At 63.8% G+C, this 24218-nt stretch carries 21 protein-coding genes; 15 read left to right on the top strand and 6 right to left on the bottom strand.

Annotated features, from left to right (window positions below; translation table 11 throughout):
- Window positions 1-35: 35 nt before the first annotated feature.
- The 3 genes from ACT54B_RS06250 to ACT54B_RS06240 form a co-directional block, all read right to left on the bottom strand.
- Window positions 36-1187, bottom strand: coding sequence for an ABC transporter permease (locus ACT54B_RS06250; protein WP_476043676.1), 1152 nt, complete (start codon window positions 1185-1187; stop codon window positions 36-38).
- Between the two features lie 2 nt (window positions 1188-1189).
- Window positions 1190-2287: a microcin C ABC transporter permease YejB gene (locus ACT54B_RS06245; RefSeq protein ID WP_476043674.1), complete on the bottom strand. Its 1098-nt coding sequence runs from the start codon at window positions 2285-2287 to the stop codon at window positions 1190-1192.
- 135 nt (window positions 2288-2422) lie between these two features.
- Window positions 2423-4246 (bottom strand): extracellular solute-binding protein, encoded by a 1824-nt coding sequence (locus ACT54B_RS06240; protein ID WP_476043673.1) that lies wholly within the window; start codon window positions 4244-4246, stop codon window positions 2423-2425.
- A gap of 220 nt (window positions 4247-4466) precedes the next feature.
- Here ACT54B_RS06240 and mepA point away from each other — a divergent pair, with 220 nt between their 5' ends.
- From mepA to phnN, 11 genes are all read left to right on the top strand, one after another.
- Entirely contained in the window at window positions 4467-5552 is a 1086-nt protein-coding gene (gene mepA / locus ACT54B_RS06235; RefSeq protein WP_476043672.1) for a penicillin-insensitive murein endopeptidase, read from the top strand.
- Between the two features lie 90 nt (window positions 5553-5642).
- Window positions 5643-6038 (top strand): methylglyoxal synthase, encoded by a 396-nt coding sequence (locus tag ACT54B_RS06230; protein WP_476043670.1) that lies wholly within the window; start codon window positions 5643-5645, stop codon window positions 6036-6038.
- 10 nt (window positions 6039-6048) lie between these two features.
- Window positions 6049-7074, top strand: a complete 1026-nt coding sequence (locus ACT54B_RS06225; RefSeq protein ID WP_476043669.1) for a glucokinase — start codon at window positions 6049-6051, stop codon at window positions 7072-7074.
- Window positions 7075-7207: 133 nt separating this feature from the next.
- Window positions 7208-9010 carry an ABC transporter ATP-binding protein gene (locus tag ACT54B_RS06220; protein WP_476043668.1) on the top strand — a complete coding sequence of 601 codons (1803 nt, stop codon included), beginning with the start codon at window positions 7208-7210 and terminating at the stop codon, window positions 9008-9010.
- Window positions 9011-9024: 14 nt separating this feature from the next.
- A complete protein-coding gene (dapB, locus tag ACT54B_RS06215) occupies window positions 9025-9834 on the top strand; it encodes a 4-hydroxy-tetrahydrodipicolinate reductase (protein ID WP_476044793.1) in 810 nt (269 codons plus the stop codon).
- 25 nt (window positions 9835-9859) lie between these two features.
- Window positions 9860-10495 carry a 2,3-bisphosphoglycerate-dependent phosphoglycerate mutase gene (locus ACT54B_RS06210; RefSeq protein WP_476043667.1) on the top strand — a complete coding sequence of 212 codons (636 nt, stop codon included), beginning with the start codon at window positions 9860-9862 and terminating at the stop codon, window positions 10493-10495.
- A gap of 110 nt (window positions 10496-10605) precedes the next feature.
- Window positions 10606-11076, top strand: a complete 471-nt coding sequence (locus ACT54B_RS06205; RefSeq protein WP_476043666.1) for a Panacea domain-containing protein — start codon at window positions 10606-10608, stop codon at window positions 11074-11076.
- The gene (locus ACT54B_RS06200) at window positions 11054-11464 is read left to right on the top strand and encodes a hypothetical protein (protein ID WP_476044833.1); all 411 of its coding nucleotides are present in this window, start codon (window positions 11054-11056) and stop codon (window positions 11462-11464) included. The genes ACT54B_RS06205 and ACT54B_RS06200 overlap by 23 nt, the downstream gene beginning before the upstream one ends.
- 126 nt (window positions 11465-11590) lie before the next feature.
- A complete protein-coding gene (locus tag ACT54B_RS06195; protein ID WP_476043665.1) occupies window positions 11591-12274 on the top strand; it encodes a DUF1045 domain-containing protein in 684 nt (227 codons plus the stop codon).
- Between the two features lie 18 nt (window positions 12275-12292).
- The gene (locus ACT54B_RS06190) at window positions 12293-13432 is read left to right on the top strand and encodes an alpha-D-ribose 1-methylphosphonate 5-triphosphate diphosphatase (RefSeq protein WP_476043664.1); all 1140 of its coding nucleotides are present in this window, start codon (window positions 12293-12295) and stop codon (window positions 13430-13432) included.
- Window positions 13432-14103, top strand: coding sequence for a phosphonate metabolism protein/1,5-bisphosphokinase (PRPP-forming) PhnN (gene phnN, locus ACT54B_RS06185; RefSeq protein ID WP_476043663.1), 672 nt, complete (start codon window positions 13432-13434; stop codon window positions 14101-14103). Before ACT54B_RS06190 ends, phnN begins: the two co-directional genes overlap by 1 nt.
- Before the next feature lie 21 nt (window positions 14104-14124).
- Here phnN and pcaD read toward each other — a convergent pair whose 3' ends face one another.
- A complete protein-coding gene (gene pcaD / locus ACT54B_RS06180; RefSeq protein ID WP_476043662.1) occupies window positions 14125-14910 on the bottom strand; it encodes a 3-oxoadipate enol-lactonase in 786 nt (261 codons plus the stop codon).
- 156 nt (window positions 14911-15066) lie between these two features.
- Entirely contained in the window at window positions 15067-18054 is a 2988-nt protein-coding gene (gene polA, locus ACT54B_RS06175) for a DNA polymerase I (protein WP_476043661.1), read from the bottom strand.
- Between the two features lie 420 nt (window positions 18055-18474).
- Here polA and ACT54B_RS06170 point away from each other — a divergent pair, with 420 nt between their 5' ends.
- The 3 genes from ACT54B_RS06170 (at window position 18475) to ACT54B_RS06160 (ending at window position 21426) form a co-directional block, all read left to right on the top strand.
- A complete protein-coding gene (locus tag ACT54B_RS06170; protein WP_476043660.1) occupies window positions 18475-18906 on the top strand; it encodes a MarR family winged helix-turn-helix transcriptional regulator in 432 nt (143 codons plus the stop codon).
- Between the two features lie 123 nt (window positions 18907-19029).
- Complete coding sequence (locus ACT54B_RS06165) at window positions 19030-20418, top strand: M20/M25/M40 family metallo-hydrolase (protein ID WP_476043659.1); 1389 nt, start codon at window positions 19030-19032, stop codon at window positions 20416-20418.
- A gap of 525 nt (window positions 20419-20943) precedes the next feature.
- Complete coding sequence (locus ACT54B_RS06160; protein ID WP_476043658.1) at window positions 20944-21426, top strand: YbaK/EbsC family protein; 483 nt, start codon at window positions 20944-20946, stop codon at window positions 21424-21426.
- A 4-nt stretch (window positions 21427-21430) separates the two neighbouring features.
- Here the strand turns inward: ACT54B_RS06160 and ACT54B_RS06155 are convergent, their stop codons facing one another.
- The gene (locus ACT54B_RS06155; protein ID WP_476043657.1) at window positions 21431-21877 is read right to left on the bottom strand and encodes an SAM-dependent methyltransferase; all 447 of its coding nucleotides are present in this window, start codon (window positions 21875-21877) and stop codon (window positions 21431-21433) included.
- A 272-nt stretch (window positions 21878-22149) separates the two neighbouring features.
- Here ACT54B_RS06155 and ACT54B_RS06150 point away from each other — a divergent pair, with 272 nt between their 5' ends.
- Window positions 22150-23940 (top strand): chloride channel protein, encoded by a 1791-nt coding sequence (locus ACT54B_RS06150; RefSeq protein ID WP_476043656.1) that lies wholly within the window; start codon window positions 22150-22152, stop codon window positions 23938-23940.
- Window positions 23941-24218: the final 278 nt, after the last annotated feature.

Here is a 24218-nt window from a genome sequence, read left to right as displayed (position 1 = left end):
TAGGCCCATTATAGCGCCGAACCCCGCTCATTGCATCACCGGAAGGTCTTGCGGGGGTCGAAGGCATCGCGCACGGCCTCGCCGATGAAGATCAGCAGGGAGAGCATGGTCATCATGGTGAAGAAGGCGGTGAGGCCGAGCCAGGGGGCCTGGAGATTGTTCTTGCCCTGGGCGATGAGTTCTCCCAGCGAGGGCGAGCCCGGTGGCATGCCGAAGCCGAGGAAGTCGAGCGAAGTCAGCGTCGCGATCGAGCCCGAGAGGATGAAGGGCAGGAAGGTCAGCGTCGCCACCATGGCATTCGGCAGCAGGTGTCGCCACATGATGGTGCGGTTGTTGACGCCGAGCGCGCGGGCCGCGCGGACATATTCGAAATTGCGCGCCCTCAGAAACTCGGCGCGGACGATGCCGACGAAGCTGACCCAGGAAAAGAGCAGCATGATGCCGAGCAGCACGAAGAAGCCGGGCGGCAGGATCGCGGCAATGATCAGCAGAATGTAGAGCACCGGCATCGAGGACCAGATCTCGATCACGCGCTGCAGCAGAAGGTCGGTCCAGCCGCCGAAATAGCCCTGGATCGCCCCCGCCGTGACGCCGATGACGGCCGAGCAGAGGGTGAGGATCAGGCCGAAGAGCACGGAAATGCGGAAACCGTAGAGCATGCGCGCCACCACGTCGCGGGCCTGGTCGTCGGTGCCGAGCCAGTTGAGGTTGCCGAGCGTGCAGCCGGGATCGTCCACCCCTTGCGGATAGCCGGCACAGCGTTCCTCCTGCGTCATGGTCCAGAAGGGGGCGGTGGGCGCGGAATAGGGGATGTTGGAATTGACCGTCTGGTAGGAATAGCGCACCGGCGGCCAGATCATCCAGCCATTGGCGTTGATCTCCTCGGCGATATAGTCCGAGCGGTAATCGGTTTCGGCGAGGAAGCCGCCGAATTTCTCTTCCGGATAATCGACGAGGACGGGCACCAGAAACTCGCCCTTGTAGGAGACGAGGAGCGGGCGGTCGTTGGCGATCACGTTCGAGAGCAGGCTCAGCACGAAGAGAACCAGGAAGATCCAGAGCGACCAGTAGCCGCGACGGTTCGCCTTGAAATTCTCCCAGCGCCGGCGGTTGATCGGCGAGAGCAGGCCGCGCCGCGGCGGCGCCTCGGGCGCACGTGCTTCCGGTTCGAAAGAGGCGGTGGCCATGGTCACACATCCCTCCGGTCGAAGTCGATGCGGGGATCGATCCAGGTATAGATGAGGTCGGAGATCAGGCCGACGATGAGGCCCATCAGCGAGAAGATGTAGAGCGTGGCGAAGACGATCGGGTAATCGCGCTTCACCACCGAGAGATAGCCGAGGCGGCCGAGGCCATCGAGCGAGAAGATGTTCTCGATCAGCAGCGAGCCGGTGAAGAAGGCGGAGATGAAGGCCCCCGGAAAGCCGGCAATGACGATCAGCATGGCATTGCGGAAGACATGGCCGTAGAGCACCTGCCGTTCGTTCAGGCCCTTGGCGCGGGCCGTCGTCACATATTGCTTCTTGATCTCGTCGATGAAGGAATTCTTCGTCAGCAGCGTCGTCGTGGCGAAGGCGGCGAGCGACAGCGAGATCAGCGGCAGCGTCAGGTGCCAGAAATAGTCGATGATCTTTTCCCACCAGCTGAGCTCGGCGAAATTGTCCGAGACGAGGCCGCGCAAGGGGAACCAGTCGAGGAAGGATCCGCCCGCGAAGAGCACGACAAGAAGGATGGCGAAGAGGAAGCCGGGCACCGCATAGCCGATGATCACGATGCCGGAGGTCCAGATATCGAAGGCGGTGCCGTCCTTGACCGCCTTGCGGATGCCGAGCGGAATGGAAATGGCGTAGGAGATCAGAAGAATCCAGACGCCCAGCGAGATCGAGACCGGCAGCTTCTCGGCGATCAGGTCGATGACGGAGGTGTTGCGGAAGAAGCTCTCGCCGAAATCGAAGCGGATGTAGTTCCACATCATGTCGAGGAAGCGGGTGAGCGGCGGCTTGTCGAAGCCGAACTGCTTTTCCAGCTTGGCGATCAGGTCCGGATCGAGGCCTTGCGCGCCGCGATACTTGGCGTTCATTTCGGAGGAGGCTTCCTGCTGGTTCAGCAGGTCGCCGCCACCGCCGTTCAGGCGCTGGTCGGCGCTGTCGCCCTGACCCGTCAGGTCGGCGATGACCTGTTCCACCGGCCCGCCGGGCGCGAACTGGATGACCGCGAAGGAAATGGCCATGATGCCGACGATGGTCGGGATCATCAGCAGCAGACGCCGGAGGATATAGCCACCCATCAGCGCCCGCCTTCCACGTTCGTCACAGCCATCGATCTGTCCCCTGCCTGGCGGAATTTGCTCCGCCGATTCGCCCTGTCCTCAGCATTTCGTAGCGGGCGAATGCGGCAAAGCAAGACATTCCTGCCGGTCCGCCTATTTCACCGCCGCCTTCGACCACCAGATATCGGGGAAGCCGATCCCGTAGTCGGGCAGCTTTTCCGGACGCACCAGCTGCTCCCAGTAGGCGATGCGGTTGGCACGCAGCGTATAGGTCGGCACCACGAAATCATGAGCGAGCAGAACCCGGTCGAGCGCGCGGGTGGCGGCCTTCAGCTCGTCGCCGGTCCCGGCAAAGATGACCTTGCGGATCAGCGCATCGATGCCCGGATCGGCGATGCCCGTATAGTTCTTCGACCCCTGCCGGCCTGCCGCGTCCGAGCCCCAGTATTCGGCCTGCTCGTTGCCGGGATGGAGCGACTGGCCCCAGCCGCCATAGATCATGTCATAGTCGAAGCTGCGGACCCGGTTGGTATATTGCGCGGCATCGACGGTGCGTACGCGGACATCGATGCCGATCCGCCCGAGAGCCTGGCCGAAGGGCAGGGAGACGCGCTCGAAGGTGGGATCGTCGAGCAGGATCTCGAAGCGGAAGGGCTCACCCGTCTTCGTGTTCACCATCTTGCCGGCGCGGATCTCGTAGCCCGCCTCCTTCAGCAGGCCGACCGCCTTGCGCAGGTTGTTGCGGAAGAGATCCGGCTTGCCGGCGACCGGGTTCGTGTAGGGGGTGGTGAAGACCGAGGCGGGGATCTTGTCCTTGACCTCGTTGAGGATTTCCAGCTCGCGCCCCTCGGGCAAGCCCTTCGAGGCCAGTTCGGTGCCGAAGAAGAAGCTGTCGATGCGGTTATACTGGTTGAAGAAGAGGGTGCGGTTCATGTCCTCGAAATCATAGGCCAGATTGAGCGCCTGACGCACCTTCTGGTCCTTGAACATGTCCCGGCGCATGTTGGGCAGGAAGCCGACCAGCACGCCGGAATCCCGGTCGGGAATTTCCTCGCGCTTGACTTTTCCCTCGTTGAAGGCCGGAAAATTGTAGGACTTGGCCCAGCGCAGGGCCTTGTTCTCCACCCAGAAGTTCAGCTGCCCGGAGCGGAAGGCTTCGAACGCCACGTCCTTGTCGCCGAAATAGATGAAATTCATGGTCCGGAAATTGTTCTGGCCGACATTGACGGCCAGGTCCTTGCCCCAATAATCGTCCCTGAGCGCGTAGCGGATCGACGCGCCCGGCTGGAAGGCCGCGATGCGATAAGGCCCGGAGCCCATCACCGGTTCCAGGATCGTGCGGCCGATGTCGCGCGGATTGCCTTTGGCATCCTTGCCCTCCCACCAGTGCTTCGGCACCACCGGAAACTGGCCGAGAATGCTCGGCAGTTCCTTGTTGCCGGTCTGGTCGAAGCGGAAGGTGACGTCGCGCTCGCCGGTCTTCTCGGCCTTGGTCACATGGGCATAATAGACGAAGAGCTGCGGATTGAGCTCCTTGCCCTTCTCGAAGGAAAAGATGACATCCTCCGGCGTGACCGGGGAGCCGTCCTCGAATCTCGCCTCCTTGCGCAGGCGGAAGGTGGCGGAGGAGAGATCCGCCGGCACGGATACGCCTTCGGCCAGCAGACCATAGGACGTGGTGACTTCATCGAGCGCGCTTTTCAAAAGGGTCTCGAAGACCAGCGACGTGCCGGTTGCCACGTCGCCTTTGGCCAGCAGCGGATTGAACGTGTCGAAGGTGCCGATCACCGCCTGGGTGACATCCCCGCCCTTCGGGGCGTCCGGATTGACGTAATCGAAGCGGGCAAAGCCTGCCTTGTATTTCGCAGGATCGCCCGTGCTGGAAACGCCCGGCACGAAATCCGGCTCTGCCGCGCCCGCCGAAACCGGACCCGCGGCCAAAGCCGCCGCCAGAAGAAGCCCCACCCAAGACCGCATGTCTTATCCTATCTAGTTGATAATAGTTTTTTTCTACTATCAAAATAGACGAATACGAAAGCCAAAGTAAGCCCGGCGCGATGGTCGCAGGCCATCATTCGACCCCACGGTTCCACCGCGGGCAGCGGAACGGGCCATCATGCTTTTGCCTTTCCCGCGGTTAAAGATAGGCTCGCCCCGAAGCGATTCGCGCGATGGGCACCACGACCGGAACCGATCCATGACGTCATCTATTCTCCGCCGCCTTTCCGTCCTTGCCCGAAGGGGCGCCCTTCTGGCGGTCGCCGCCGGCCTTGTCCTGGCCGATACGCTTCCCGCCCGGGCCGACGGCGTGGCCAAGGACCTGTTCGGCGCCGTCCAGCTTCCCAATCGCGGTGCCGCGCAATCCTATGGTTTCTATGCCAAGGGCTGCCTGAGCGGCGCGGTCGCCATTCCCACCGATGGGCCGACCTGGCAGGCGATGCGCCTGTCGCGCAACCGGCGCTGGGGCAATCCGCAGCTGGTAGCCCTCATCGAGCGGCTGTCGCAGGATGCCGCCCGCTATGACGGATGGCCGGGGCTGCTGCTCGGCGACATGTCGCAGCCGCGCGGCGGGCCGATGAAGAGCGGCCACGCCTCGCACCAGATCGGGCTCGATGCGGATATCTGGCTGACGCCCATGCCGTCCCGCACCCTCTCGGCAGCGGAGCGGGAAAACATTTCCGCGCGCTCCATGCTGAAGCCGAATGCCTTCCTCACCGTGGACAAGACTGTGTGGACGCCCGCCCATGCGGCGGTGATCATGCGCGCGGCCAGCTATCCGCAGGTGGAGCGCATCTTCGTCAATCCGGCGATCAAGAAGAAGCTGTGCGATACCTGGACCGGCGACCGCACCAATCTGGGCAAGGTGCGGCCCTATTACGGGCATGACTACCACTTCCACATCCGCATGCATTGCCCGCCGGGCGCGGTCGGCTGCAAGGCGCAGGACCCCGTGCCGGACGGGGACGGCTGTGGCAAGCAGCTCGCCTGGTGGTTCACCAAGGAACCTTGGGCGCAGACCAAACCCGACCCCAACAAGCCCGCCCCGAAGCCGCGGCCGATCCTGCTGTCGCAGCTGCCAAAGGCCTGCACGACGGTTCTGGAAGCGCCGTCCGTGCCCTCCATGGCGGCCGCCACCTATGGCGGCTCGACAGCCACGGCCTTTGCAGAAACCGCAGCCCCGGAGCCCGCCTTTTCCGAAGAGCCGCCGCAGCCGGGCATCATTCCCGGTGCCGATTATCCGTCGCTGCCGGAATTCGGCCCCTACCCCTTCCCGCATCCCTGACGGGCCTTGCCGCGCTTTGGCACTTTCCAAGCTTCAGGACATGTTATAAGAGCGATAAATCGATTTAAAACGCCGGATTGATGGTTGCACATGGCTGACGTGCCCTATATCGCCCTGATCGCCCACGATCAGAAGAAGGATGACATGGCGGCCTTTGCCCGCCGCAACGAGGCCTTGCTGAAGCCGCATTCCATCGTGGCGACCGGAACGACGGGCGGGCGGGTGCTGGAGGCCTGCCCTTCGCTCGACGTGCTGCGGCTGAAGAGCGGCCCGCTTGGCGGCGACCAGCAGATCGGCGCGCTGATCGCGACCGGCGACGTCTCCATGCTGATCTTTCTGGTGGACCCCTTGTCCGCCCTGCCCCATGATGTCGATGTCAAGGCGTTGACCCGGCTCGCCACCGTCTATGACATCCCGATGGCGCTGAATATCGCGACCGCGGAAATTCTCGTGCGAAGCCTCGCCGCAACCGAAAACACGAACTGACGGACCGGACATGCCCAGGAACACCAATTACAGCCATCCCCTGCCCTTTCCGATCCTGATCGGCGATATCGGCGGCACCAATGCCCGCTTCTCGATCCTCGTCGATGTCTATGCCGAGCCGAAGGAATTCCCGATCATCCAGACCGCGGATTTCGCCACCATCGACGAGGCGATCCAGGCGGGGGTGCTGGACAAGACCTCCCTGCAGCCGCGCGCGGCGATCCTCGCCATTGCCGGACCGATCAACGGCGAGGAAATTCCGCTCACCAATTGCCCCTGGGTGGTGCGCCCGAAGAAGATGATCGCCGATCTCCGGCTGGAGGAAGTGCTGATCGTCAATGATTTCGAGGCGCAGGCGCTGGCCATTGCCTCGCTTTCCGACGAGCATCGGGAGCCCATCGGCCAGAGCGGCGAGGCGATGACCGCCTCGCGCGTCGTGCTGGGTCCGGGCACCGGGCTCGGCGTTGCCGGTCTCATCCACGCGGAACATACCTGGATCCCGGTTCCGGGCGAAGGCGGCCATATCGATGTCGGCCCGCGCACCGATCGGGACCGGGCGATCTTTCCGCATCTGGAGCCGATCGAGGGCCGCATTTCCGCCGAGCAGCTTCTCTGTGGCCGGGGCATGGTGAACATCTACCAGGCGATCTGCAAGGCGGATGGCAAGGCGCCCCGCTATACCGATCCGGCAGAAGTCTCGACAGCGGGACTCAACGGGACCGATCCGGCAGCGGAAGAAACGCTCTCGCTCTTTGCCACCTATCTCGGCCGGGTCGCCGGCGATGTGGCGCTGATCTTCATGGCGCGGGGCGGCGTCTATCTCGCCGGCGGCATTTCGCAGAAGATCCTGCCGGCGCTTCGCAGCCCGGAATTCCGGGCCGGCTTCGAGGACAAGGCGCCCCATTCGGCGATGATGGCCAGCATTCCCACCTATGTGGTCACCCATCCCATGGCGGCCCTTGCGGGCCTTGCCTCCTATGCCCGCACGCCCAGCCGCTTCGGCCTTGGCACCGAGGGAAGACGCTGGAAAGGCTGAACCGATTTGAAGGCCGGCCCTGCCCTCTTTTCCCTTGAGGCGGGCAAGATCAAGGTATAGAGCCCGGTTGACGGGCTTTTCGCCCGACTTTTGAACGCGATCAGGGAAGGCTCGAAGCCCGTTGAACGACCGAATGGACCAGGAAAGGGCCGCCGTCAGCACGGCCAGCAACCGGGAAGTGATGCGCCGCATCTTCATGGAGAACGGCAAGGAACACTTCCGGGGCTATGTCTTCGCCATTTCCTGCCTGGTCTTGATGGCGCTCACTACCGCCTTCGTTGCCTGGATCATGGAATCGGTGATCTCCACCGCCTTCGTGCATCCGGACCCCAACCGCGTCTGGCTGATCTGCGGCTCGATCTTCGTTGCCTTCCTGATGCGCGGGCTTGCCACCTACGGCCAGTCGGTGACGCTGTCCAAGATCGGCAACAATATCGTCGCCAGCTATCAGCGGCGCATCTATGAGAAGCTGATGACGCTTTCGGTCGGCTTCTACAATGCCTCCCGCTCGTCCCATCTGGCCGCCCAGATCAACCAGAACGTCACCGGCATCCGCGACGTGCTGAACATGACCGTCACCTCGCTTGCCCGCGACGTGCTGACGCTGATTGCGCTTCTCGGCGTGATGGTGACCAAGGACCCGATGCTGACGGTGATCATCTTCGTCACCGCGCCGCCGCTGATCTTCGCGATCCGCTATGTGGGGGACCGGCTGCGCACCGCGACGCGGGAATCCATCGAGCTGAACAGCCACGTGCTGGGCGCCATGCAGGAAACCGTGCAGGGCATTGCCATCGTCAAGGCCTTCACCATGGAGCAGGCGCTGGGCAACCGGCTGAACCGGGTGATCGGCGAGGCGGAAAGCCGCGCCAACCGCATTGCCCGCCTTTCCGAGCGCACCGCGCCGCTGACCGAAGGCTTTGCGGGCCTCGTCATTTCGGGCGTGCTTGCCTATGCGGCCTATCAGTCGATCTACGGCCATGTGCCGCCGGGCGCCTTCTTCTCCTTCGTGACAGCGCTGCTGATGGCCTATGACCCGGCCCGCCGGCTGGCCCGCCTGCAATCGCAGCTGGAACGCGCCGTGGTGAATGCCCGGATGATCTACGAGCTGCTCGACATGCGCGTGCAGCAGCAGGACAAGCCGGGCGCGACCGACCTCAAGATTTCCGAAGCCCGCATCGAATTTCGCGGCGTGAGCTTCTCTTATCCCGGCAGCGAGCCGGTGCTGCGCGACGTGAACCTGATCGCCGAAGGCGGCAAGACGACGGCGCTGGTCGGCCCCTCGGGCGCCGGCAAATCGACGATCATCGCCCTCATTCCCCGCTTCTACGATCCGGCGGTGGGCGAGATCCTGATCGACGGACAGGATATTGCGGGCATCACCAAGGCGTCGCTGCGCCGCCACATCGCCTATGTCTCGCAGCAGCCCTATCTGTTCGAAGGCACGATCCGCGACAATATCCGCTACGGCCGCCCGGAGGCGAGCGATGCGGAGGTGGAGGAAGCGGCGCGGCTGGCCTATGCGCATGAGTTCATCCTCGCCCAGCCGCAGGGTTACGACACGCCCGTCGGCGAAAACGGCGTGACGCTGTCCGGCGGCCAGCGCCAGCGCCTTTCGATTGCCCGAGCGCTGGTGCGCAATGCGCCCATCCTGCTTCTCGACGAGGCGACCTCGGCGCTCGACACGGCCTCGGAAGCCGCCGTGCAGAAGGCGCTCGAAGAGGCGATGAAGCATCGCACCGTCGTCGTCATCGCGCACCGCCTTTCGACCGTCATCCATGCGGACAAGATCGTGGCCATGCAGGATGGCCGCGTGATGGAAGAGGGCACGCATGAAAGCCTTTCGAAAAAGGCAAACGGGCTCTATGCCCGCCTGCACAGCCTGCAGGCGCCGGATGGCGGCCTGATCAACGATACCGAGACGGAGGGAGCGTGAGCTTGGAACGGGATATGAAGCTTGTCGTGACGGGTGCGGCCGGCCGCATGGGCCAGACGCTGATCCGCATGATCCACGCCATGCCGGGCGCCGTGCTGCATGCCGCCATCGAACGGCCGGGCTCCCCCTTCATCGGCAAGGATGCGGGCGAAATCGCCGGGCTCGGGGCCAATGGCGTGATCATCGGCGACGAGCCGCTCGACGCCTTCCTGCATGCGGACGGCGTGGTCGATTTCACCTCGCCGGCGGCCAGCGTCACCTTTGCCGGGCTCGCCGCCCAGGCCCGCATCGTGCATGTGATCGGCACCACCGGTTGCTCGGGCGACGACGAGGAGAAGTTCCGCGCCGCCGGCCGCCATGCGCGGATCGTCAAATCCGGCAATATGAGCCTCGGCGTCAATCTGCTCTCGGTTCTGGTCGAACAGGCCGCAGCCGCCCTTCCTGCCCGCGACTGGGATATCGACGTGCTCGAAATGCATCATCGCCACAAGGTGGATGCGCCCTCCGGCACGGCGCTGCTGCTCGGCGAGGCCGCTGCCCGGGGTCGCAAGATCGATCTTGCGTCCCATTCCGTGCGCGTGCGCGATGGCCATACGGGCCCGCGCGGCTCCGGCACGATCGGCTTTGCGACGCTGCGCGGCGGCTCGGTCATCGGCGAGCACACGGTCTATTTCGCCGGCGAGGGCGAGATGGTGACCATGTCCCACAGCGCCGGCGACCGCTCGATCTTCGCGCGCGGCGCGGTCACCGCCGCCCTCTGGGGCATGGACCGCAAGCCCGGCTTCTATTCCATGCTCGACGTGCTCGGGCTTTCCAACGCATGACATCCTCTATCAGGGAGATTTTCGAATGAGCGGTACTCTGGTGCTTGTCCGTCACGGGCAGAGCGAATGGAACCTCAAGAACCTCTTCACCGGCTGGCGCGATCCGGACCTGACGCCGCTCGGGGTTCAGGAAGCCAATGCCGGCGGCAAGGCGCTCGCCGATTACGGCATGAAGTTCGACATCGCCTTCACCTCCACGCTGTCGCGCGCCCAGAAGACCTGCCAGATCGTGCTCGACAATATCGGCCAGCCGAACCTCGAAACGATCCGCAACGAGGCGCTGAACGAGCGCGACTATGGCGACCTCTCCGGCCTCAACAAGGACGATGCCCGCGCCAAATGGGGCGAGGAGCAGGTGCATATCTGGCGCCGCTCCTATGACGTGCCGCCGCCGGGCGGGGAAAGCCTGAAGGATACGGGCGCCCGCGTCTGGCCCTATTACATGACCGAGATCCTGCCCCGCGTGCTGCGCGGCGAAAAGGTGCTGGTGGCCGCGCATGGCAATTCGCTGCGTTCGCTGCTGATGGTGCTCGACCGGCTCGACCGCGAGCAGATCCTCTCCGTCAACCTCGCGACGGGCGTGCCGATGGTCTACAAGCTGAACGCCGATTCCACCGTCGCCTCCAAGGACGTGCTGGGCGACATGTCCGCCGCCCATTGAGGCAACATCGCAGGCTGCTCTTGAATAGCCGCAGCGGATCCGATACTGTATATTAGAAATTTCGACAGGCGGCCTCCCAGCCGCCTTTCAGATTCACGGTGGAGTAAACGATGGCATATCAGCTGGAATACATCGCTGACCGGTTCATCGAGCTCGCCGGGGAGGCGGGTCTTACCCATATGCAGATACAAAAGCTGGTGTATCTGGCCCACGAATTTTCAATCCGTCGATATCGCGAACCACTTGTGGATTGCAATCCTGAAGTATGGCCCTATGGCCCGGTCTTCAGCCGCCTTTATCATCGGCTCAAGATCTGGAAGAGCCAGCCTATCAAAAGCAAAATAGACTTTTGGTCGGGCGGACAGCCTGTCGAACTTGATGAAACATCGGAAAAAGTCGTGAAAGCAATTTGGGAAAGATTCGGCCATTTTTCGGGAGCCGATCTATCCAATCTGACTCATGCGCCGGGTACACCTTGGCGCGAAATAGCAGAACGCGAAAAATATGTTGTGCCCAAGGGTACTGAAATAACTTTTGACGATATAAGGGCTGCGAAAAATGGGGTTGCGCCTGTGGCGTAAGAATCCGCCAAAAAGCAAATACGACAAAAATCTTCGGCTTGACAGAGACCCCTATGGCCAAGAAGAAGACGGAGCAATATTCAAGCATCCGATCGATGATCTGGATGATCTTGACCGTCGCGAACGAGCACAGGACATGGGCGAGCGTATAATCTACGCAGATCGATCTTTCATTATCACCTTGTGCTGGGCCGCATTTCTCATACTTTTTCCCATTCTTCAGCTCTGCGTGGTAAGCTCCGGCAGAACAGGAATGAACGATGGCCCTTTCATTGCGGTCGTCACCACGACAACCGCATCTGTCTTCGGTTTCTGGACTTTGGTAGGCCTCTATCTATTCGAGCCCAAAAGCAAGTCTAAGAAGCACGGTGAACACACCAAGTCATAACGCCATAAGTAATGGCCAGAGTGGTGGATCGTCCCCAGTCGTTATCAATCTGTCATTTTCTTCCGCCAAAGCGATGTAGACTCACAACCGTTCGAATCGCCCTCTTCCACCGGAAGGAAGATCATCTTGCGCCACGCCCTCTATGTCGCTCCGCCCGCCGATCATCCCCTGACGCGCGCTGCCGTCAGATGGCTCGGCCGCGATGCCTTCGGCGGTCCGGCGCTCACGGATCCGCCCGCGGAGACAGGGCTGGAGCCGGATTTCTGGAAGGCGATCACCGCCGATCCGCGTCGCTACGGGTTTCACGCGACGATCAAGGCGCCCTTCCGCCTGGCGGAGGGACGGACGAGCGCGGAACTGGAAACCGCCGTCGAGACATTTGCCGGCGAGCACAAGGCTTTCGAGATCACCCTTGCGCTGGCCGCCATCGGCCCCTTCTTCGCGCTGATCGAGGACGAGCCGAGCGCAGCACTCGCCACCTTTGCCGGCGCTGTGGTGACGGATTTCGAGCCGTTTCGTGCGCCGCTTTCCGAGGCCGACTATGCCCGCCGCCGGCCGGAGCGCCTCTCGCCGCGCGAGCGGGAACTGCTCGACCAGTGGGGCTATCCTTATGTCTTCGACCAGTTCCAGTTCCACATGAGCCTGACCGGACCCGTGCCGGTCGAGCGGCAGGAGGATGTCTATAAGGCCCTGAAGCGGCATTTCCGCGCCTTCATCGGCAAGCCGCTTACCGTTTCCCACCTTGCCCTTTTCGACGAGCCGGAAAGTGGCGCCGATTTCACCGTTCGGGCGCTTTGCCCGCTTGCCTGATCCAACAAGAGATTTTCAATGACCCAGGAATCCGTTCTGAAGAATGCCCGCATCGTGCTGGAAGACGCGATCCTTTCCGGATCGGTGCTGATCCGCGACGGGAAGATTGCCGACATTTCCGAGACATCCACCGCGACCGGCGAGGACATGGAGGGCGATTACCTGATCCCCGGCCTCGTCGAGCTCCATACGGACCATCTGGAAATCCACTATGCGCCGCGCGCCGGGCTTCGCTGGAACAAGACTGCCGCCATTCAGGCCCATGATGCACAGGTGGCCTCGTCCGGCATCACCACGGTCTTCGATTGCCTGCGCATGGGCGCGGAACTCGATTCCGGCTTCCAGAAGGGCGAGATGCGGGAGATGGCGGATGCGATCCAGAAGGCTTCCGCCGAGGGGCGGCTGCGGGCCGAGCACCTGCTGCACCTGCGCTGCGAGGTCTCGACTTCAGACGTGCTCGAGCATGTGGAGGATTTCGCGGCCGACCCGAATGTGCGCCTCGTCTCGCTGATGGATCATGCGCCCGGTCAGCGCCAGTTCCAGACGATGGACCAGTATATTTTCTACTACAAGACCTCGAAGGGCCTTTCGGACGAGGCCTTTGCCGATTACGTCAAGCGCCGGCTTGAGGCCTCCGACCGGTTCGCCCGGCCGCATCGCGAAGCGCTCGCCGCCTTCTGCCGGGAGCGGGGCATTGCGCTGGCGAGCCATGACGATGCGACGCTCGACCATGTGGAAGAGGCGGTTTCCTACGGCACGCGATTGGCCGAATTCCCGACCAGCATCGAGGCTGCCCGCGCCTCCCACGAGGCGGGCATGAGCGTGCTGATGGGCGCGCCGAACGTGGTGCGGGGCGGCTCCCATTCCGGCAATATCGCCGCGAGCGATCTCGCCGCCCTTGGTCTCCTCGACGTGCTGTCCTCCGACTATGTGCCGCTCAGCCTGCTGCATGCGCCTTTCATTCTGGCAGATACCGTGGAGGGCCTCGACCTGCCGAAGGCGATCTCGCTGGTGTCGGCGACGCCCGCCCGCACGGCCCATCTCCATGACCGGGGCCGGATCGCGCCGGGGCTCCGCGCCGATCTCGTCCGCGTCGAGCGGCATGACGACGTGCCCGTCGTGCGCTCCGTCTGGCGTCAGGGCAAGCGGGTGGCGTGATGGACGGCTCTTCTCCGGCTTCCCCCGCCGGCCTGCTCGTGGCCGTGGTCGGCCCGAGCGGGGCCGGCAAGGACACGCTGATCGATGCGGTCCGCCGCCATTTCGCGGGGACCGAAACGGTCCGCATCGTGCGCCGGGTGATCACAAGACCGGCAGAGGCGGGCGGCGAGGACCACCGGCCCGTCACGGAAGAGGAATTCGAACGGCTCCGGCAGACGGGCGCCTTTGCCTGTTTCTGGCGGGCGCATGGGCTGTCCTACGGCATTCCGGCCGAGGCCAGGGAACAGGTGGAGGCGGGCCTGCTCGTCATCGCCAATGGCTCGCGCTCGGCGCTTCCGCATTTCCGCGCGGCCTTTCCGCGGCTGAAGGTGCTGAACATCACGGCCCGGCCCGAAGTGCTCGCCGAACGCCTCGCCGCCCGCGGCCGCGAAAGCCGCGAGGACATCCTGCGCCGCCTCGATCGTTCGAGCCTGGAGGTCGAGGGCGATTTCGACGTGGTGACGATCGACAATTCGGGCCGTCTTGAGGAAGCGGAAAAGGCGATCGTCGAATTTTTCATCGGTCTCGAAATCGATGCCGGCATTGCAGAAGCGGATCGTGGAGACTTTGCCAGCGAGGAAGCAATCGCGGCAATACGGGCCCGCTATCGACGGCCCGGCGCGGCGGACTGATCCGCCGCGCGTTTCTGTTCGTCAGTTCCGGATGAAATCCGAAATCAGGGCGGCGAGCTGTTCGGGCTCTTCGACGGGCGAGATGTGGGCGGCATTTTCCAGCACTTCATAGGCCGAATTTTCCACGAGATCGGCCGTGTCCTCCACCACCTGAGCGGCAACGGAGCCATCCTGATCGCCGGCGAGGAAGAGGGTGGGGAGCTTCAGGTCCTTCACCTGCCCGCGATAATCCGCATCGCGGATCGCTTCCGCCATGCGGATATAGGCGTCCACCGGCTGGCGCTCCAGCATGGTGCGGTAGCCGGCGATTTCTGCCGCATGGCTGCGGTGGAAATCCGGCGTGAACCAGCGCTGCATGGTGGCTTCGGAAATGGCGGCAAGGCCGCCCTTGCGGATCGTCTCGATGCGGGCATTCCAGGTTTCGGCATCGCCAAGCTTGGCGGCGGAATGGGCGACGATCAGCTTCTTCACCAGATCGGGGCGCTTCACGGCGAGCGCCTGCACGACGAGACCGCCGACCGAGAGACCGCAGAAGATCGGCTGGCGGATTTTCAGGTGTTCGACAAGCGCGATGAGATCGTCGGCCAGATCATCGATGGTAAAGGGCGTTCCGGGATCGGAGGTCAGGCCATGGCCGCGCATGTCGTAGAGCAGCACCGAGGCCTCGTCCGGCAGTTCGTCGAAGAGCGGCAGCCAGATGCGGAAATCCGTGCCCAGCGCGTTGGAAAAGACGATCAGCTTCTTCGCCTTCGGATTGCCGATCAGTTCGTAATGGACGTTCAGTCCGTTCAGGGTCGCAAAAGCCATGGTTTTTCCCTTATTCTTGCATCAAGGCCCGATGATTGAGCCATGGGGCGAGCGAAAACGGTGAGGTTCGAGAACCGGAGCGGAGTGGACTTGAAGGTCCATGAGCACCGGAAGCGCAGGACCTTGCCGTTTGCAGCCCCTCCAGGGCTCAATCCGCTAGTGGGCTTCGTCCCAGTTGTGGGCGGCCCGCGCATCCACCTTCAACGGAACGCGCATGGCGAGCGCCGGCATGGCGGCGTTTTCCATCACGTCGACGATGACGGGCAGGGTTGCCTCGATTTCCGCATCCTCGACCTCGAAGATCAGTTCGTCATGCACCTGAAGGAGCATGCGGGCATTGAGCTTGGCCGCTTCCAGCGCCGGCTCGATCTTGATCATCGCCCGCCGGATCACGTCGGCGGCCGAGCCCTGGATCGGCGCATTGATCGCGGCGCGTTCGTTAAAGGCGCGCACGCTCGGATTCGAGGAGCGGATGTCGGGATAATGGATGCGGCGGCCGAAGATGGTTTCCACATAGCCCTTGTCGCGGGCCGTGGCCTTGGTCGCATCCATGTAGTCGCGGATGCCGGGGAAGCGCTCGAAATAGCGCTTGATATAATCGCCCGCTTCCGACCGCTCGATGCCGAGCTGGTTGGCGAGGCCGAAGGCGGAAATGCCGTAGACGATGCCGAAATTGATCGCCTTCGCGCGGCGGCGCACCTCAGACGGCATGCCTTCCACGGGCACGCCGAACATTTCGGAGGCGGTCATGGCGTGGATGTCGATGCCATCGGCAAAGGCCTGCCGCAGCTGCGGAATATCCGCCACATGGGCGAGCACGCGCAGTTCGATCTGGCTGTAGTCGGCGGAAATCAGCTTGCGGCCGGGGGCGGAGATGAAGGCGGTGCGGATCTTGCGGCCTTCCGCATTGCGCACCGGAATGTTCTGGAGGTTCGGCTCCGAGGAGGAGAGACGCCCGGTCGTGGTCGAGGCCAGCGAATAGGAGGTGTGCACCCGCTTCGTCTCCGGATGGATATAGCCCGGCAGCGCATCCGTATAGGTGGATTTGAGCTTGGTGAGCTGGCGCCAGTCGACGATCTTGCGCGGCAGTTCGAGGCCGGCGGCGGCGAGGTCTTCCAGCACCTGGGCCGAGGTGGACCACTGGCCGGTCTTGGTCTTGGCACCGCCCGGCAGGCCCATCTTGCCGAAGAGAATATCACCCAGCTGCTTCGGCGAGCCGATGTTGAAGCGCTCGCCGGCAAGCTGGTAGATCTCGTCCTCATAGGCGGCGGCGCCCTGCGCCAGTTCGCCCGAAAGGCGGGAGAGGATCTGCCGGTCGACGGAAATGCCGCGCTCTTCCATGCGGGCGAGCACGGGCACGAGGGGCCGCTCCAGCCGCTCGTAGACGGAGGTGAGACCGCGCGCCGCGAGCAGCGGCTTCATGGCGAACCAGAGGCGCAGCGTCACATCCGCATCCTCCGCCGCATAGGCGGTGGCCTTGTCGATCTCGACCCGGTCGAAGGAAACGAGGCTTTTTCCCGAGCCCGCCACGTCCTTGAAGGCAATGGGGGTATGGCCGAGCCAGCGTTCGGAGAGCGGATCCATGCCATGGGTGCCGATGCCGCCTTCCAGCACATAGGAGATCAGCATCGTGTCGTCGAAGCTCTTCACCTCGACGCCGTGGCGCTTCATCAGCAGATAATCATATTTCAGGTTCTGCGCGACCTTGAGCACGGCCGGATCTTCGAGCAGCGCCTTCAGGCGCGGCAGGGCTTCGGCCATGGGGATCTGGTTCGGCGCGAGATCGTTGCCGCCGAAGAGGTCATCGCTGCCGGAACGGTGGCCGAGCGGCACGTAAGCGGCGCGGATCGTGCCCGGTGTACCGGTATCGCGGCTGTCCGACAGCGCCAGCGAGAAACCGACGAGATCGGCCTGCATGGCATCGAGCGAGGTGGTTTCCGTGTCGAAGGCCACGAGGCCGGTGTCGCGGGCAGCGGCAATCCAGCGGTCGAGGGTGGCAAGATCGCGGATCGTCACATAGGCCGAGCGGTCGATCGGCTGGTCCTTGAAGAGACCGGCCCGTTCGACGGCGAAGGCCTCGCTTGCGCGGGTGCCTGCGGGTGTCGCGGCGGTCTGGGCGGGGTCCGCCTTCACGGCGGTGGCCGTGACCGGGGCTGCGGGTCCGCCCGATGCCTCGCCCTGGTCGAGATCCGGACCACGGGCGGCAGCGCCCCATTCCACCGCTACCTGGGCAGCCTCGATGGCGCCGGCATCGGTTCCGGTCGCCTCGGCGACGCGGCGGGTGAGCGTGGTGAATTCCATGGCCTTCAGGAAGGCGATGAGCCGCGGTCCGTCCTGCGGATGCAGCATCAGGTCCTCAAGCGCCATGTCGACCGGCGTATCCGTCTTCAGCGTCACCAGCTGCTTCGAGATCTTCACCAGCTCCGCATTGGCGAGGATGTTCTCGCGGCGCTTCTGCTGCTTGATTTCGCCGGCGCGGGCAAGCAGCGTGTCGAGGTCCCCGAATTCTTCGAGAAGCTGGGCGGCGGTCTTCGGGCCGATGCCCGGAACGCCCGGCACATTGTCGGTGGAATCGCCGGTCAGCGCCTGCAGGTCGATCATCTTTTCGGGCGGCACGCCCCATTTCTCGATCACTTCGGGGATCGAGATCTGCTTGTCCTTCATGCTGTCATACATGTGGACATTGGGGGTGACGAGCTGCATCAGGTCCTTGTCGGAGGAGATGATCGTCACATCCGCGCCGATGGCTTCGGCCTGACGGGCATAGGTGGCGATGATATCGTCCGCCTCGTAGCCCTCGATCTCGATGCAGGGCAGGTTGAAGGCCTTGGTGGCATGGCGGATCAGCCCGAACTGCGGGATCAGATCCTCGGGCGGGGCCGAACGGTTCGCCTTGTATTCCGGATAGAGCGTGTTGCGGAAGGTCTTCGAGGAATAGTCGAAGATGACCGCGAAATGGGTGGGCGTCACCCCGACAGACGTGTCGCGCGCATCGGTCAGGAGCTTCCACAGCATGTTGCAGAAACCGGAGACCGCATTGACCGGCAGGCCGTCCGACTTGCGGTTCAGCGCGGGGATGGCGTGGAAGGCACGGAAGATGAAGCCCGAGCCATCGACGAGGAAGAGATGATCGCCTTTTTTCATGGGAACGATGGATAGCGCGAGGGCGGGCAAAGGTCCATCGGTGAAATCGGGCGGACGCGGATTCGCGGTGGATGCCAGGGCTCACCGAAACGTTACCAAATTGTAATTTTAAGGGACGACCGTTTCCCTTGAAAAACCACAATCGGAGCCTCATCTCCTGATTACCGGCGCTTGGAAGCCGCCGACGTCCGAATGCCTGCCCGTCCCCCGCTCGGCACTCGGACCCAGGACAAAGGCCTTATCCCCTCTCCGGGCCTTTGTCCCCTTTTTTAGAGCGCCGCCATGGCTCGCCTCCAGGCCATGGCGGCCTTTCCTTGTTCAGCCCCTCCTAAACTGCATGTCCGGCGCAGCGCACAGCTTGCCATGGGCGGAAAGCCACCGCATTATCGCCCCACCCTCGGACGTACGGCGAAAGCGGTCATGGCCTTCAACAGAATGGATTCCGCGGCCTATCTGGCGGGGCAGCTCGCCCGCGCCTTCGCGCGCTCGCTGCAGAACCATGCGGCGGCGCTCGGCTTTTCGCCGGGGCAATGGCCGATCCTGCTCGAGCTCTGGGCGGAAGACGGCTTGACCCAGCGCCAGCTGATCGACCGGGTGGGCATCGAACAGGCGACCATGGCCAACACGCTCTCGCGCATGGAGCGGGACGGGCTGGTGGAACGCCGACCGCATCCCACCGACCGGCGGGCCCAGCAGGTGTTCCTGACCGAACAGTCCCGCCAGCTCGAAGAAAAGGCCATCGAGGCGGCCTGTGCGGCGGATGACGCGCTCTTTGCCGGCTTCCGCCGGTTCGAACGGGAGTTGCTGCTCGAATATATGCGCATGGCGCTCGCCAATGGCCGCAAGGACTGAGCACCCCATAAGACTTTGCTATGGATGCCTCACAAATTCAAACTGGTGCAGGGCGGCGCGAGCCTTTACGGTCCGCGCCAATGGCGCAGCCCCCCCTTGCGCCGCTGCCACAAGGAGACCTCCATGTCCGATCTTTCCGCCGTCCTTGCCCGCGCCGACCAGAACCTGCCGGCAAGCCTCGAGCGCCTGTTCGCGCTCGTTCGCCTGAAGTCCATCTCCACCGATCCCGCCTATGCGGGTGAATGCCGCAAGGCCGCCGAATGGCTGGTGGCGGAGCTGAACCGTCTCGGCTTCACCGCCTCGGTGCGGGATACGGCCGGCCATCCCATGGTCGTCGCCCATCATGATGCCGGTTCGCCCGATGCACCGCATGCGCTCTTCTACGGCCATTACGACGTGCAGCCGGTCGATCCGCTGAACCTCTGGGACCATGATCCCTTCGATCCGGCCGTGCGCCAGGAAGACGGTCGCGACGTGATCACGGGCCGCGGCACCTCCGACGACAAGGGCCAGCTGCTGACATTCGTGGAAGCCTGCCGCGCCTACAAGGACGTGCATGGCGCCCTGCCCATCCGCGTCACCATCCTGTTCGAAGGCGAGGAAGAGAGCGGTTCGCCGTCGCTGAAGCCCTTCCTCGAAGCCAATGCGGCCGAACTGAAGGCGGATTTCGCGCTGGTCTGCGACACCTCCATGTGGGACCGGGAAACGCCCGCCATTTCGGCCGGCCTGCGCGGTCTCGTCGGCGAGGAAGTGGTGATCCAGGCCGCGAGCCGCGACCTGCATTCCGGCTATTACGGCGGTGCGGCCGCCAATCCGATCCATATTCTTACCCGCATCCTCGCGGGCCTGCATGACGACGAAGGCCGGGTGACGGTGCCCGGCTTCTATGAAGGCGTCGAGGAAACCCCGGACGAGATCAAGGCCATGTGGCGTTCGCTCGGGCGTTCGGACAAGGATTTCCTCGGCGAGATCGGCCTTTCCATCCCGTCCGGCGAAAAGGGTCGCTCGGTCCTCGAACTCACCTGGGCCCGGCCGACCGCGGAGGTCAACGGCATCGAGGGCGGCTATACGGGCGAAGGCTTCAAGACCGTGATCGCGGCAAAGGCGTCCGCCAAGATTTCGTTCCGGCTGGTCGGCAAGCAGGACCCGGCGAAGATCCGCGAGGCCTTCCGCGCCTATGTGCGCGCAAAGGTGCCGGCCGACTGCTCGGTCGAATTCCACCCGCATGGCGGCTCGCCCGCCATCCAGCTGCCTTACGATTCCGCCCTGCTCAACAAGGCCAAGGAAGCGCTCTCGGAAGAATGGCCGAAGGCCGCCGTCGTGGTCGGCATGGGCGGCTCGATCCCGATCGTCGGCGATTTCCAGAAGATGCTCGGCATGGAATCCCTGCTCGCCGGCTTTGCGCTTGCCGACGACCGCATCCATTCGCCCAACGAAAAATACGACCTGAATTCCTATCATCGCGGCATCCGGTCCTGGATCCGCATCCTGGAAAAGCTCAGCGCCCGCTGAGACGGTCCTTCCCGCCCATGCCCCTTGCATCCGGGGCATGGCGCCCGGGGCGACATTTCGCAATGCAATAACGACAAAAAGCAAAAGGCCGGGCGAAACCCGGCCTTTTATCGGTCTCGGGCCTGCCAGTACATCCGTGGTCAGACCGTCGACGATGAATTGTCTGTCGGGAAGCTTGCCCGAAACATTCCTGCAGCATAGCGCGGAATGGTTAACAATTTATGAAGGGGAAATGGGGTCGGGCGCACCGCTTTTCAAGCCCTTGCGGGAAAGGGCTGCCGAAAAGCGCGAAACCCGGCGCGGGAGGAGCGCCGGGTTTCGAATGCTGACTGGCAATATATTGGGAGGAGGAGGATTGCCAGTCTCCACGAAGGGCGCTGGGAGGAGGAGTGCGCCGCTTCGATGGTTTGAATATATATCATCGAATGAATTATGCTATCGCAAATGCTGCAGTGCAGCGTTGCAAAAATAGCATGGCTAAAAAAGCGGCTTGCCCTTGAACTGCCCGTTTTCTAAACAGTTCGCATGAGCCTCGAATCCGTCCGCCAGTTTTTCGCCGAGAAGGCCCCCGAGATTTCGGTCCTCGTCACCGAGAAGAGTTCCGCGACCGTGGCGCTGGCTGCGGAGGCGCATGGGGTTGCGCCGGAACAGATCGCCAAGACGCTCTGCGCCCGGGTGGGCGAGCGGGTCATCCTCGTCGTCATGGCGGGCACGGCGCGGCTCGACAACCGCAAGTTCAAGGACCTCTTCGGCGTCAAGCCGCGCATGCTGGATGCGGAGGACGTGGTCCAGCTGACCAGCCATCCGGTCGGCGGGGTCTGCCCCTTCGGCCTGCCGCAGCCCCTGCCCGTCTATTGCGACCTTTCGCTGAAGGCCTTCGATCAGGTCGTGCCGGCCGCCGGCGCGATCAATGCCGCCGTGCACATCGCGCCGCAGCGCATGGCGGAGCTCACGGGTGCGGAATGGGCCGATCTGGCGCAGGCGCCGAAACCGGAAACGGAGGCCTGAGCCCTCAGGTCTCCCGCTTCAACCGCTCTTCCCAGTCCCGCCTGATGTCGCGAATGCCGCCGGCATCGTCGATGAAGAAGCCCGCTTGCGGCTTCATGCAGGCGAGAAGGCGCGGCATGGCCTGATGACCCGCCGCCGGGTGCCGTCCGTCGAAGGCGCCCACCCGGATGGCGACCACCAGATCGAAAGGCGCTTCCCCGGGCTCGGGCGCAAAGGCCTCCGCCGTCTGGCAGCGGAAGGCCAGCCGGGCGCCATTCCCCGCGCCCACCACCAGACGCTGTGCCCGCAGGATGGCCGTTCCGGACCGGTCGATGCCCAGCACAAGCCCCCGTCCGATCCTGTCTGCCATGGCTTTCGCCAGGATGCCGGTGGCACAGCCGATTTCCAGCACATGCATGCCCGGCTTGAGCGGCAGCAGATCCAGAATGGCCTGAAGGCGGTGGGAGAGCATGGGGATTTCCTCCGCAGGATGGGGACTGCCTCCATTTCACCATTCGCGCCGCCCGGCGTCACATCCCGAAAAAGGGCTGGTTTCGCCGAAAAAGCCTTCCCTGCGGAGCGGATGCGGCGTCACCCGGAGACCGGAGCGCAGGCCGAAAGGCGCTGCCCCTCCCGCTTTTGCGGGCATGCGGCATCGCAACCCATGAAATCCGGGCTTCTTTCCTCTACACTCCGGCGACCCTTCCCGACACCCGTCCTTCGCCCGCGCAGAAAGCACCGGTCATGCAAAGCCCGTTCCGTCCCATCCGCTTTCCTGCGTTTTTCAGGAGGTTTGACTGGCGGCAGCTTGTCGCCTCGGGCCGCCGCAGCGAGCTGGGTCTTACCCTTCTCGGCGCTCTGGTCGGCGTGTTTGCGGGTTGCGTGGTGTCCGGCATGAGCCTCGTCTCGCGGCTGATGCATCACCGGATTTATGGTGTCGGGCTGTCGGATGGCCTCAGCAGCCTTGTCACCCAGGATCGCCTCCTGCTGCTGCTCGCGCCGATTGCCGGCGGCTGCCTTCTCGGCCTCCTGCTTTTCGTCCTGGGCAAGACCCGAAAGAAACCCATGGTCGATCCGATCGAGGCCAATGCGCTGCATGGCGGGCGCCTGTCGCTCACGGATAGCTGCCTTGTGGCGGTGCAGAACCTCATCTCGAACGGCTTCGGCGCTTCCGTCGGGCTCGAGGCGGGCTATACCCAGCTCTCGTCCGGCATTGCCTCCAAGCTGGGCTACAAGCTCGATCTCCGGCGTGCGGACCTGCGGCTGATGGTGGGCTGCGGCGCAGCCGGAGCCGTCGCCGCGGCGTTCAACGCGCCCCTGACGGGATCCTTCTATGCCTTCGAGCTGATCATCGGCACCTATTCGATCCTGTCGCTGGCGCCCGTGGTCGTCGCAGCGCTCAGCGCCACGCTGACCGCGACGCTGCTGAGGGGCGATGCCACGCTGATCGAGGTGGGAAATTTCGGCTCCGTGGTGCCGGAGGATTATCTGCCGGCGCTGGTGCTCGGCGTGATTGCCGCCCTGGTGGGCATCGGCATCATGCAGGCGGTGACCCTGACGGAGGAGTTCGCGCGCCGCAGCTCCATTCCACCGGCCCTGCGTCCCCTGTTCGGCGGGATCGCGGTGGGCCTGCTGGCGATGATCACCACCCAGGTCCTGTCCGCCGGTCATGGCGCCCTTCACCTCAATCTCGAGCAGAATGTGGCCCTCACGACCCTTTTCGGTCTCTTCCTGTTAAAGGCGCTGGCATCGGCGATTTCCATCGGCTCCGGCTTCAGGGGCGGCCTGTTCTTCGCGTCGCTGTTCCTGGGCGCCCTGCTGGGCAAGGGCTTCGCCTCGGCGGCCCCCTTCTTCGATCACGCCACGCTGACACCGGTCATCTATGCGGTGATCGGCATGAGTTCGCTGGCCGTCGCCGTCATTGGCGGCCCGCTCACCATGACCTTTCTCGCCCTCGAAATCACCGGCGACTTTCCCATTACCGCCCTGGTTCTCGCAGCGGTGATCACCTCGTCGCTGGTGGTGCGCTCGACCTTCGGCTATTCCTTCGCGACCTGGCGTTTTCACCTGCGCGGCGAAAGCATCCGAAGCGCCCATGACATCGGATGGGTCAGGAACCTGACGGTCGGGAACATGATGCGCCCGGATGTGCGCACGGCCCGCAGCGATCTGCCCCTTCCGGAATTTCAGGAAAGCTTCCCGCTGGGCTCGACGAGCCGCGTCCTTCTTGTCGATGCCAACGGGCGGTATGACGGGCTGGTCCAGCTGCCCGACGTCTATGCGAGCCCGATGGAAAACGCCGATGCCCAACGGGGCCTCGAGGCCTTCATCCGCTGCAAGGACGATTATCTGCTGGAGGACATGAATGTGCGCGATGCGGCCCAGGTCTTCGAGCGCAGCGGCAGCGATGCGCTCGCCGTTCTGGACAGCCGCTATCGGCGCCAGGTGATCGGCCTTCTGACGGAGAGCCATGCCCTGCGCCGCTATGCCGAGGAGCTGGACCGGCAGCGCCGCGATTCGTCCGGGGAAATCTAGCCGGCTTCGCTCCGCCATCCGGGCGGGACCGGACGCGCACCCCCCGCATTCGGGCGGCGGAGACGAGGAAAGACGCGGATGGATCCGACCGGTGGCGGGCGTCCGGCTGCCGCCCGCTCCAACACACTGAGAAAGTGGCACTTTTCTCTCGTTGTTCTTTAACGCCCCCTTAATTTGCCGCATTTTAAGATCATCGCCTCCGGAATGCAGGATGACGGGCGGGTCGGTGCGGGCTTCGACCCCTCTTGGAACGAGCCTGCCGGAAGTGGGACTGATCG

Source organism: Gellertiella sp. DMC107, assembly GCF_056313605.1.
The sequence above is the reverse complement of the archived record's forward strand: the minus strand, read 5'-3'. Positions and strand labels throughout refer to the sequence as shown.

Bases quoted from the DNA above. Each gene is read 5' to 3' on its own strand.
- polA (WP_476043661.1), bottom strand. From the start codon at position 18,054: ATGAAAAAAGGCGATCATCTCTTCCTCGTCGATGGCTCGGGCTTCATC.
- ACT54B_RS06230 (WP_476043670.1), top strand. From the start codon at position 5,643: ATGGCTGACGTGCCCTATATCGCCCTGATCGCCCACGATCAGAAGAAG.
- phnN (WP_476043663.1), top strand. From the start codon at position 13,432: ATGGACGGCTCTTCTCCGGCTTCCCCCGCCGGCCTGCTCGTGGCCGTG.
- ACT54B_RS06250 (WP_476043676.1), bottom strand. From the start codon at position 1,187: ATGGCCACCGCCTCTTTCGAACCGGAAGCACGTGCGCCCGAGGCGCCG.
- ACT54B_RS06150 (WP_476043656.1), top strand. From the start codon at position 22,150: ATGCAAAGCCCGTTCCGTCCCATCCGCTTTCCTGCGTTTTTCAGGAGG.
- ACT54B_RS06160 (WP_476043658.1), top strand. From the start codon at position 20,944: ATGAGCCTCGAATCCGTCCGCCAGTTTTTCGCCGAGAAGGCCCCCGAG.
- ACT54B_RS06205 (WP_476043666.1), top strand. From the start codon at position 10,606: ATGGCATATCAGCTGGAATACATCGCTGACCGGTTCATCGAGCTCGCC.
- ACT54B_RS06190 (WP_476043664.1), top strand. From the start codon at position 12,293: ATGACCCAGGAATCCGTTCTGAAGAATGCCCGCATCGTGCTGGAAGAC.
- ACT54B_RS06170 (WP_476043660.1), top strand. From the start codon at position 18,475: ATGGCCTTCAACAGAATGGATTCCGCGGCCTATCTGGCGGGGCAGCTC.
- ACT54B_RS06220 (WP_476043668.1), top strand. From the start codon at position 7,208: ATGGACCAGGAAAGGGCCGCCGTCAGCACGGCCAGCAACCGGGAAGTG.
- ACT54B_RS06155 (WP_476043657.1), bottom strand. From the start codon at position 21,877: ATGCTCTCCCACCGCCTTCAGGCCATTCTGGATCTGCTGCCGCTCAAG.
- mepA (WP_476043672.1), top strand. From the start codon at position 4,467: ATGACGTCATCTATTCTCCGCCGCCTTTCCGTCCTTGCCCGAAGGGGC.
- ACT54B_RS06245 (WP_476043674.1), bottom strand. From the start codon at position 2,287: ATGGGTGGCTATATCCTCCGGCGTCTGCTGCTGATGATCCCGACCATC.
- ACT54B_RS06165 (WP_476043659.1), top strand. From the start codon at position 19,030: ATGTCCGATCTTTCCGCCGTCCTTGCCCGCGCCGACCAGAACCTGCCG.
- dapB (WP_476044793.1), top strand. From the start codon at position 9,025: ATGAAGCTTGTCGTGACGGGTGCGGCCGGCCGCATGGGCCAGACGCTG.
- pcaD (WP_476043662.1), bottom strand. From the start codon at position 14,910: ATGGCTTTTGCGACCCTGAACGGACTGAACGTCCATTACGAACTGATC.
- ACT54B_RS06210 (WP_476043667.1), top strand. From the start codon at position 9,860: ATGAGCGGTACTCTGGTGCTTGTCCGTCACGGGCAGAGCGAATGGAAC.
- ACT54B_RS06200 (WP_476044833.1), top strand. From the start codon at position 11,054: ATGGGGTTGCGCCTGTGGCGTAAGAATCCGCCAAAAAGCAAATACGAC.
- ACT54B_RS06225 (WP_476043669.1), top strand. From the start codon at position 6,049: ATGCCCAGGAACACCAATTACAGCCATCCCCTGCCCTTTCCGATCCTG.
- ACT54B_RS06240 (WP_476043673.1), bottom strand. From the start codon at position 4,246: ATGCGGTCTTGGGTGGGGCTTCTTCTGGCGGCGGCTTTGGCCGCGGGT.